Source organism: Clostridium gasigenes (assembly GCF_900104115.1).
GTDB classification, from domain to species: Bacteria; Bacillota; Clostridia; order Clostridiales; family Clostridiaceae; genus Clostridium; species Clostridium gasigenes.
The window spans coordinates 158,901-167,286 of sequence record NZ_FNJM01000007.1 but is presented as its reverse complement, the minus strand read 5'-3'; the positions used below and the strand labels follow the sequence as shown (position 1 = coordinate 167,286).

Sequence of the window (8,386 nt, the reverse complement as noted above, 5' to 3'; positions counted from 1 at the left end):
TGAGAACAGAATGACTTGATATTTTATAACGAATAGAAATATCATATAAAGAACCTTCACCGTTGATATAATCCGTTATTGCTTTAATCTTAAGTTCATGTGAATAATGTTTATTTCTACTATTACTTATTAATCCATCCACTCCAAAAGCCTTATATTTACGTATCCATTCCTCAACCGAGAAGCTAGAAACTTGTAGTTGATAAGCTATTTGCCCTACACTTATTTTTCCTGATAAATACTCCTTAACAACCTCTATCTTAATTTCTGACAATATTTTAGTTTTTCTTTCCATAATAAAATGCTCCCTCTATATAAACAGTTTTTATTATTTCAACTGTCTACTATAAAGGGAGCATATCACTAATTAAGGGTACCCTAGGCTTCTATGTTTAAAGCTATAATTATAGGAGTTTTCACTTTCATAGTCTTCTATTTTTATTCAAAATTTTCTTTCATATTTACAATTAAATCTGGGGTTTATTGCAAGTTTTCTACAAAATCCATAAATATAATCACCATATTTATCTATAAGATTTTCTATACCCCCAATCTCCACCTTATCGCCCCCTTCACTTAATTATGGTCATATGTTTATACTTGGTTCATTTTTTCATTAGGCACTTTCAAAAAACAATCTATCAATTATGTAAAACCTACATTTATTTTACATATAATTTCTTAGTTTATATTAAATATAAAAAAATCGTATTAATGTAAAATTTAATTCCTACATTAATACGACTATGTTATTTTATTAACTATTTTAAAATACCACAAAAATACACTAGATTTTTAAAACCAAGTGTGCTAATATATATTTTATGTGTTTATACATATAAGCCCCCCATTGTATTTTAGGGGGTAATTACTATTATAACGATTAATCTGTAAGCTGTCAATATAAATTTTCACATTATAGGAGGAATTCAAATGAGTACTAAATATGTATTTGTAACTGGTGGTGTAGTATCATCTCTTGGAAAAGGTATCACTGCTGCATCTTTAGGTAGATTATTAAAAAATAGAGGTTTAAAGGTATCAATTCAAAAATTTGATCCTTATTTAAATGTAGATCCAGGAACAATGAGCCCTTATCAACATGGCGAAGTTTTTGTTACTGATGATGGTGCAGAAACTGATTTAGATTTAGGTCATTACGAAAGATTTATAGATGAAAATTTAAGTCAAAATAATAACATAACAACTGGTAGAATTTATTGGTCAGTTATATCTAAGGAACGTAGAGGTGAATATCTTGGAGGAACAGTTCAAGTAATTCCTCATATAACTAATGAAATAAAAGAAAAAGTATATGTTTTAGGTAAAGAAACAAATGTAGATGTAGTTATTACCGAAATAGGTGGAACTGTTGGAGATATAGAATCGCAACCATTTTTAGAAGCTATAAGACAAGTACAATATGAAGTTGGTAAGGAAAATGTATGCTTTATTCATGTAACACTAGTTCCTTTCCTTGGAAAAGCTGGCGAACTAAAAACTAAGCCTACTCAACATTCAGTTAAAGAACTACGAAGCATTGGTATTCAACCTGATATAATTGTTTGTAGATCTGAAAAAGAAATTCCTGATAATTTAAAAGCAAAAATAGGCTTATTCTGTAACTTAGAATCAAGATGTGTTATAGAAAACTTAGATGCCGAGCATCTTTATGAAGTACCTCTTATGTTACATAATCAAGGATTAGATAGATTAGTTTGTGAAAAGCTAAAATTAGAAACTAAAGCTATAGATAATAGTGAATGGATTGAAATGGTTAATAATATTAAAACTCTTGAGAATAATATTAAAATTGCTTTAGTAGGAAAATATGTAGAATTACATGATGCTTACATATCTATTGTAGAAGCCTTAAGTCATGGTGGTCTATCTAACAACTCAAATGTAGAAATAATTTGGATTGATTCTGTAGATTTAAATAAGGATAATGTTGATTCACTATTAAAAGATTGTGATGGTGTTTTAGTACCTGGAGGCTTTGGAGATAGAGGAATTGAAGGTAAAATAGAAGCAACAAGATGGGCTAGAGAAAATAAAAAACCATTCTTTGGAATTTGCCTTGGAATGCAATGTTCTGTTATAGAATTTGCAAGAAATGTATTAGGTTTTGAAGGAGCTAATAGCTCTGAGATAGATAAAGATACTAAGTTCCCTGTAATTGATATTCTTCCAGATCAAAAGAATATAGAAAATTTAGGTGGTACTATGAGGCTTGGTCTTTACCCTTGCATGTTAGATGAAAATAGTTATTCATATAAGGCTTATTCAAATAACCTAATTAATGAAAGACATAGACATAGATATGAGTTTAATAATAATTTTAGAGAACAACTAACATCTGCAGGAATGAAATTTGTAGGAACAAGCCCTGATGGTAATTTAGTTGAAATAGTGGAACTTGAAAATCATCCATGGTATGTTTCAGTACAATTCCATCCTGAGCTAAAATCAAGACCAACTAAACCTCATCCATTATTTGTTGGGTTTGTACATGCAGCCCTAACAGAGAGTAAAAAATAAAAATATATCTTGTTATATTTTTAACTAGCCCCCCTATATCTACATCTTTTATATTAAAATTTAAGAAACAAAAAAATATGAATTATGTTTTTTTGTTTTCATTGTAGGTATTTTAGGGTATAATAATTATCAGTAAGAAATAAATATACAAAATATTTATTTTGTTACATAATCATAATAAAATTTTAAATTAACGGAGGTATTACCATGTTAGTTTCAGTAAAAGAAATGTTATACAAAGCAAGAGAAGGTAAGTATGCTGTTGGTCAATTCAACATCAACAACCTAGAGTGGACTAAAGCGGTTTTATTAACTGCTCAAGAAAACAATTCACCAGTAATATTAGGAGTATCAGAAGGTGCTGCTAAATATATGACTGGTTACAAAACTATAGTTGCAATGGTTAACGGAATGATGGAGTCATTAAACATTACAGTTCCAGTTTCATTACACTTAGATCACGGTAGCTATGAAGGCGCTAAAGAAGCTATGGCAGCTGGTTTCCCATCAATCATGTTTGATGGTTCACACTATGCAATAGCAGAAAATATAGAAAAAACTACTGAAATGGTTAAGCTTACTGCTGCTAAAGGAGTTTCATTAGAAGCAGAAGTTGGATCAATCGGCGGAGAAGAAGATGGAGTTGTTGGAGCTGGAGAAATCGCAGATCCTAAGGAATGTAAATCAATAGCTGATTTAGGAGTTACTATTTTAGCTGCTGGTATCGGAAATATCCATGGACAATACCCAGCAAACTGGGCTGGATTAAGCATGGATGCATTAGCAGAAATCAATAAACTTTGTGGAGATATGCCACTAGTATTACATGGTGGTACTGGAATTCCAGACGCTATGATTAAAGAAGCTATATCACTTGGAGTTTCAAAAATAAATGTTAACACTGAATGTCAATTAACATTTGCAGCTGCAACTAGAAAGTATATAGAATCTGGTAAAGACTTACAAGGCAAAGGATTCGATCCTAGAAAATTATTAGGACCTGGATTTGAAGCTATAAAGGCTACAGTTAAGGAAAAAATGGACTTATTTGGTTCAACTAACCAAGCCTAATTCATTTAATACTTAATTTAAAGAGGATGTTACTAAAGCTTTGCTTTTGTAACATCCTTTTTTCTTTCTCTAAAATATTAATTACTTTGATGGAAAAGTTAATATTACCTTGAATAAATCTCCATCTATTTCTATTTTTAAAGTACCACCTTGCAAATTAGTTAAACTTTTAGCTATTGAAAGCCCAAGCCCTGACCCTTCTGTATTTCTTGATTTATCTCCTCTTTTAAATCTTTCAATAACCTCTTCTTCTGTGAAATCTAATTGATATGCTGATATATTTTTCATTACTATTTGTACATTATCGATATTTTTAATTACATCTATATAGACTCTTGAGTTTTTCATTGAGTATTTTATTATATTTGAAATTAAGTTTTCAAATACTCTCCAAGTCTTTTTGCCATCTAAATATAATTCTGCCTTTTCTTCTGGCCACTTATTTATAAACTCTAAAGAAGATGCTGAAATTTTTTCTTGAAACTCTCCAAGAGTTTGCCTAAGAAGTGAAGTCACATCTATATTCTCTTTTTGTAGTTCAATACTTCCACTAGCTGCTTTGGATGCTTCAAAAAGATCTTCAATTAACACTTTTAATCTTTGAGCTTTTCTATCTAACACATTAATGTATTTTATTCTATCCACTTCCTTTAAATTTTCATTTTTCAATAAATCAACATAACTTATAATTGAAGTTAATGGTGTTTTTAAATCATGAGAAACATTTGTTATAAGTTCACCCTTTAACTTTTCACTTTTAATCCCATCATCAACAGCCTTGCTAAATCCAGATTCTATATTTTTAATATTAGCTGCAATTTCCTTAACTATTCTAGGACCTTTAACTTCAATTTCCACATCATAATTTCCTTCTACTATTTTATCCGTATTAAGTTTCAACAAATTCAATCTTTTAGAAAAATTAAAAACATATATAATTATAATTATTTGATATAGTATTTCGTAAGCAACAACATACTTCTCATACCAATAGTATTCATATTGACTATACCTATGTAAAAACATAGCCCCTATGTAAGCTAATACTGTCATTACTATAAATATCCCTAATCTAATTGTAGTAGAGTTTATTGAAAAGCTTTCTTTTAATGAATCTATAAACTTTATTGTTAATACTTTTATATTATATATAATGCTTCTCTTCTTCATATTTTCATAATCAATTTTAGAGGTTCCATTTGCTATAAGGTTACTTATGAATAAATAACTTATAATTAATAAAATTGCTTGAACCATTAAACTAGCTATATCTATTTTTCTTCCAAAAAGAACATAGATAGTCATCATATAACCATTTACTATTGCTAAAATAGGACTGATAATTTTAATTTCTATTGGTATTATCTTTTGAAACATATAAAAAAACCCATTATTAGCTTTCCTTTTATTTTTTAAAGCTAATATTAATGATAACAGAAGCACTACTCCTATACCTACTGACATTATTCTATTTCGATTAAAATCCTCTTTACTTTTATCTTCTCTTGCTTGAATATCATATATCCAATCTCCAGGCAATAATTTTTTAGGTATTCTATAGTACCTATTGTACCCACTATCATCTTGTGTGTTTTTTGATATATCTAATCTAATATTATACAAATTTTCTGTATTCTTATTATCGTTTATATTTTTATTATTATTGTTGCTTAATTCTAAAATTTCATAGTCATTATTATTATCAATATCAAAATCATCAGCTGTTACTCCAGGGACATTAGTTATTACATTTCCATTTTCATTATTCTCAAAATAAAATTCAATATTAACATTATTTATAATAAGATCCTTTTTAAAATCTTTAAAACTATTTTTGATACTACTAATAGCATCCGCTCTTAATTTTTCATCTGATCTAATAATTTCTTTTTTAACTTCTTCTAGTAACATATCTATTTTTTCCTTGCTTGCTTTTTCAGCTCCTCCATCTTGCTCACTTTCTATATGATCCTTCCTATACTTAAATGCACTTTCATCGTCTGACTTCATCATTGATATATCACGCTGTAAATATTCTTCTGTTGGATTTCCCTGTAAGTCAGTATAACGTTCTAGCATATTACAAGCTTGACTATCAAAGTCTAATATATAATCGGATATTAGCTTCAGATTATATATATTCTTTGAGTAATCCTTATATTTAATTATATTTGCAACTTTTATTGGCAATATAATAATCATAGTTATTAAAATAATAATATTTACTATTCTAAATACCTTACTGTTTTTCAATTTTATACCCAATGCCCCACACCACCTTTAAATATTTAGGTTCCTTTGGATTTATTTCTATTTTCTCTCTTATTCTTCTTATATGAACTGTTACTGTATCAACGTTATATGCAACTTCTTTCCACACTCTTTCATAAATTTCTTCTATTGAAAAAACTCTTCCTATGTTATCCATTAATAACGTTAATATTTTAAGTTCTAAAGCTGTTAATTTAACTTGTTTTCCATCTACAAATACTTCTTTTCCAGCTTTATTAAGTTGTAATCCACCTACTATAATTATATTTTTATCTACTTTTGTTATAGTAGAAAATGTAGTATATCTTCTTAATTGTGATTTAACTCTTGCTATAAGTTCTAATGGATTAAATGGTTTTGTAATATAATCATCCGCTCCAAGGTTTAATCCTAAAATTTTATCTGAGTCCTCTGATTTTGCTGAAAGCATTATTATTGGAATTTGTTTCTCTTTACGTATTTCTATAGTTGCTCTTGTCCCGTCAAGATTCGGCATCATAATATCCATTATTATTAAATGTATTTCTTCACTTCTTATAACATTTAAAGCTTGTATCCCATCAAAAGCTCTAAAAACATTATATCCTTCATTTAATAAATATATTTCAATAGCCTCTGTAATTTCCCTGTCGTCATCTACTACTAAAATGTTAATCATCTTAACTCCCCCTGATCACCTATTGTTTATACTAGTATTTTATCATATAAGCTATTTTTTTAGTAATATATTCCTTATCCGCTAAATTAAGCTCTAAATACACCATTTTCTTAGTTTAAATTACCCTGTTATCTCATCCCCCTATTTTAAATAATTTGATAATTTTTATTTACTTTTAGATGACTTAATTAACTTCTATTAATAGAATAACCAAATCAAATTAAGAAACTACTACCAATTTTCTTAAGAATTCCTTACAGAAAATATTATTATCCACAAAAAATAGCTTAACCATAAATTATGGTTAAGCTATTTTTTAACATATTAAACTCTGTCATATGTCTTTGTTAATTTACAAATTTTTTCTGCAAGTTTATCTGTTAAGTCACTTTCTTTAACTCTCCACTGCCAGTTACCACCTATTGTTGACGGCAGGTTCATTCTTGATCCATTTCCTAAGTTTAAAAAATCCTGCATAGGTGCAATTGCTAAATAGCTAACAGCACTCCATATCCCTCTAATAAATCCCCAGTTATATCCTTCTTCTTCTGTTATTTTAAAATACTCTATTGCATCTTCTAAATCTGATTTTTCACCTGTAGTTTCTGCCCAACCTCTAAATGTATCATTATCATGGGTTCCTGTATAAGCTACTGATTTTACTGGATAATTATGTGGAAGATATCCTTTTCCTTCACCATTAAATCCAAACTGCAATACTTTCATACCTGGATATCCTGTGGCTTCTCTAAAATCTATAACTTCTTTAGTTAAATATCCTAAATCTTCAGCTATAATATTTAAATCACCTAATTCATTTTTAATGGCATTAAATAGTTTAGCTCCTGGTCCTAAAACCCATCTACCATTTTCTGCTGTTAAATCCTTACCTGGAACTTCCCAATATGATTCAAACCCTCTAAAATGATCAATTCTTACTACATCATAAAGTTTAAAACTTTCTTTAATTCTTAATATCCACCATTTATAATTTTGCCTTTCCATTTCAGCCCAATCATATATTGGATTTCCCCATAACTGCCCTGTTAATGCAAAAGCATCTGGTGGACATCCTGAAACTACTGTAGGAATAATATTTTCATCTACCTCAAACATTTCTGGATTGCACCAAATATCACTACTATCACTTGCAACATATATAGGAATATCCCCTATTATATACACTCCATTTTTATTAGCATATGCTTTTAACTTTTTCCACTGTTCAAAGAATTTATACTGAATAAAGTTCCAATATTTAATATCTTCTTTAAGACTTTCCTCATATCTTTTCACTGCACTTTCTTCTCTAAGCCTTATATCATCATCCCAATTATGAAAGGTTTCCAAATTAAAATGTTTCTTTACAGCCATATAAAGACTATAATCTTTTAACCAAAATTTATTTTCATTTATAAATATATTAAAATCGGCTGGTATATTTTTTTCAAATCTATTAAATGCCTTTCGTAATACAAGTTCTCTTGTTATGAAAATAGTTTTATAATCCACCTTATTATTATCTTGTCCAAAACTTAATCCTACATAATCTTCTTCTTTTAATAGTCCCTCGTCTTCTAAAATGCTAAAATCTATAAAATTATAATTTCCTGCAAAAGCTGAAAAGCATTGATATGGTGAATCCCCATAACTAGTGTGCCCAACAGGAAGTATTTGCCAATATTTTTGTCCTGATTTTTTTAGAAAATCTACAAATTCATATGCATCTTTCCCAACTGAACCTATTCCGAATCTATTTGGCAAAGAAGATATATGCATTAGTATTCCACTACTTCTTTCAAACATGTTTCCATCTCCTCTTAGTAATATTTTTTCAAAAGATGC

6 protein-coding genes are annotated in these 8,386 nt (G+C 28.7%); 2 read left to right on the top strand and 4 right to left on the bottom strand.

Annotated features, from left to right (window positions below; translation table 11 throughout):
- Window positions 1-295, bottom strand: a 295-nt coding sequence (locus tag BLS77_RS12745; RefSeq protein WP_139164841.1) for a helix-turn-helix domain-containing protein, incomplete at its 3' end; no start/stop codon positions are given.
- Between the two features lie 638 nt (window positions 296-933).
- Between BLS77_RS12745 and BLS77_RS12740 the strand changes: the two genes are divergently transcribed.
- Together BLS77_RS12740 and fba are read left to right on the top strand one after the other, a co-directional pair.
- Window positions 934-2,541 (top strand): CTP synthase, encoded by a 1,608-nt coding sequence (locus tag BLS77_RS12740; protein WP_089970452.1) that lies wholly within the window; start codon window positions 934-936, stop codon window positions 2,539-2,541.
- A gap of 207 nt (window positions 2,542-2,748) precedes the next feature.
- Window positions 2,749-3,612 carry a class II fructose-1,6-bisphosphate aldolase gene (gene fba / locus BLS77_RS12735; RefSeq protein ID WP_089970449.1) on the top strand — a complete coding sequence of 288 codons (864 nt, stop codon included), beginning with the start codon at window positions 2,749-2,751 and terminating at the stop codon, window positions 3,610-3,612.
- A gap of 81 nt (window positions 3,613-3,693) precedes the next feature.
- Here the strand turns inward: fba and BLS77_RS12730 are convergent, their stop codons facing one another.
- The 3 genes from BLS77_RS12730 to malQ all read right to left on the bottom strand — a co-directional run bounded on the left by BLS77_RS12730 (window position 3,694) and on the right by malQ (window position 8,347).
- Window positions 3,694-5,877 (bottom strand): sensor histidine kinase, encoded by a 2,184-nt coding sequence (locus tag BLS77_RS12730; protein ID WP_089970447.1) that lies wholly within the window; start codon window positions 5,875-5,877, stop codon window positions 3,694-3,696.
- Window positions 5,852-6,541 (bottom strand): response regulator transcription factor, encoded by a 690-nt coding sequence (locus BLS77_RS12725; RefSeq protein ID WP_089970443.1) that lies wholly within the window; start codon window positions 6,539-6,541, stop codon window positions 5,852-5,854. Before BLS77_RS12725 ends, BLS77_RS12730 begins: the two co-directional genes overlap by 26 nt.
- A gap of 324 nt (window positions 6,542-6,865) precedes the next feature.
- Window positions 6,866-8,347 (bottom strand): 4-alpha-glucanotransferase, encoded by a 1,482-nt coding sequence (gene malQ / locus BLS77_RS12720; protein ID WP_089970440.1) that lies wholly within the window; start codon window positions 8,345-8,347, stop codon window positions 6,866-6,868.
- Between the last annotated feature and the right edge of the window lie 39 nt (window positions 8,348-8,386).

Coding starts and splice junctions, on each gene's coding strand:
- BLS77_RS12740 (WP_089970452.1), top strand. CDS start 934: ATGAGTACTAAATATGTATTTGTAACTGGTGGTGTAGTATCATCTCTT.
- fba (WP_089970449.1), top strand. CDS start 2,749: ATGTTAGTTTCAGTAAAAGAAATGTTATACAAAGCAAGAGAAGGTAAG.
- BLS77_RS12725 (WP_089970443.1), bottom strand. CDS start 6,541: ATGATTAACATTTTAGTAGTAGATGACGACAGGGAAATTACAGAGGCT.
- malQ (WP_089970440.1), bottom strand. CDS start 8,347: ATGTTTGAAAGAAGTAGTGGAATACTAATGCATATATCTTCTTTGCCA.